A 1,478-nucleotide genomic window follows, 5' to 3' on the forward strand; every position below is an offset into this window, starting at 1 on the left:
CGTTCCCGCACGAGGTCGCGTTTGCGTTCGTTCTCGCGTTCCAGCACGGCCTGGTCACCCACTACTTCGGCACCTACCGGGCGCTGGTGCGGGCCGTCCTGGAACGCGAGAACGAACGCAAACGCGACCTCGTGCGGGAACGCATGCGCGCCGACGGCGGAGTGCCGTACGCGCGCGGCATGACCGAGGTGCTCTTCGACATCCTCGCCGACGAGCGGTACGTCCGCCTGTGGACGTGGTCCCAGCTGCACGACTGGGACGTCGAACGCTCCACGGTCAGCCTCGCCAAGCTCGTCGACGCCATCGAGGAGGGCGTGCGCAGCGTCCTGCCCGGCCCGGACGGCCCGGACCGCGAACGCATCGAGATGGTCGTCCTGCTGTCGATGTCCGGCGCCTACGGCTACGCGATCGGCCGCCGCTACTGGCTCACCGACCTCGGCCACGACCCCGACGACCCCGGCCGCGACGAGGCCTTCCGCGCCGCCCTGTCCGCCGTCCTCGCCGCTCACCTCGAAGGAGAGACGTGACCGAGAACCCCCCGTCCCCCGTCCCCGGCGACCGCCCCGAGGTTCGCGCCCCGCACGGCGGGCCGGCGGTCCGCGTCTCCGACGACGACCGCGCCCAGGCCGAGGTCCGCCTCCGCGCCGCCGTCGAGAGCGGCCGCCTGTCCCTCGACGAACTCGGCCCCCGGCTGGACGAGGTGTACCGGGCGCGCACCCGGGGCGAGCTGGAGACCGCCCTGCACGGGCTGCCCGCCCCCGGCGCCCGGGACGCGCTCGTCGTGGACCGCGCGCCGACCTCCCGGAGCTTCGTCTTCGGGATCTTCGGCGGCTTCGAACGCCGCGGCGACTGGGTCGTCCCGCCGCGCATGACCGTCTGGTCGATGTGGGGCGGCGGCGTCCTCGATCTCACGCAGGCACGGTTCGCCAGCCAGGACACCGAGATCCGCGCCGTCTCCCTCTGGGGCGGCACGCGCATTCTCTTCCCGGACGACGTCGAGGTCGAGATGAAGGGCTTCGGCCTGTTCGGCGTCTTCGACAAGCGCGCCACGCGGAAGATCGGCAAGCCCGGCGTCCCGCGCATCAGGGTGAAGGGCCTGGCCGCTTTCGGCGCCGTCGCCACCAGGACCAAGCCGTCCCGCCCAGAACACTGACCCGCCGATCTCGTCCTTACGCCTCGTGGGACGCCGCGTCCGCGATCAGTTCACGCGCGCCTCTGCCGAGGAGTTCGCCGCCCACGGCCGCGCCGAGTGCCTCCGCCTCGGAGGCTGGCGAGGTCTGTGTCGCGGTGAGCACGCGTCCGCCGTCATGGGAGAACACCGCGGCCCGCAGCTCCAGCCCACCGCCGTCCAGACGGGCATGTCCGGCGATCGGCGTGTGGCAGTGGCCGCGCAGTACCGACAGCAACTCCCGCTCGGCGGCCAGGCACAGGCGCGTCGGCGCGGCGTTCCACACCGGCCGCCGTTACGCCTTCTCCGG

3 protein-coding genes are annotated in these 1,478 nt (G+C 73.1%); 2 read left to right on the forward strand and 1 reads right to left on the reverse strand.

Annotated features, from left to right (window positions below; all coding sequences use genetic code 11):
• A partial coding sequence (locus tag AB0J52_RS40280) for a TetR/AcrR family transcriptional regulator (RefSeq protein ID WP_500188460.1) occupies positions 1-527 on the forward strand: 527 nt, incomplete at its 5' end.
• Positions 524-1,153, forward strand: coding sequence for a DUF1707 SHOCT-like domain-containing protein (locus AB0J52_RS40285; protein WP_500188462.1), 630 nt, complete (start codon positions 524-526; stop codon positions 1,151-1,153). The genes AB0J52_RS40280 and AB0J52_RS40285, both read left to right, overlap by 4 nt.
• Positions 1,154-1,169: 16 nt before the next feature.
• Here the strand turns inward: AB0J52_RS40285 and AB0J52_RS40290 are convergent, their stop codons facing one another.
• Positions 1,170-1,454, reverse strand: coding sequence for a hypothetical protein (locus AB0J52_RS40290; RefSeq protein ID WP_500188464.1), 285 nt, complete (start codon positions 1,452-1,454; stop codon positions 1,170-1,172).
• Between the last annotated feature and the right edge of the window lie 24 nt (positions 1,455-1,478).

This window comes from Spirillospora sp. NPDC049652 (assembly GCF_040675125.1).
Taxonomy (GTDB): Bacteria; Actinomycetota; Actinomycetes; order Streptosporangiales; family Streptosporangiaceae; genus Spirillospora.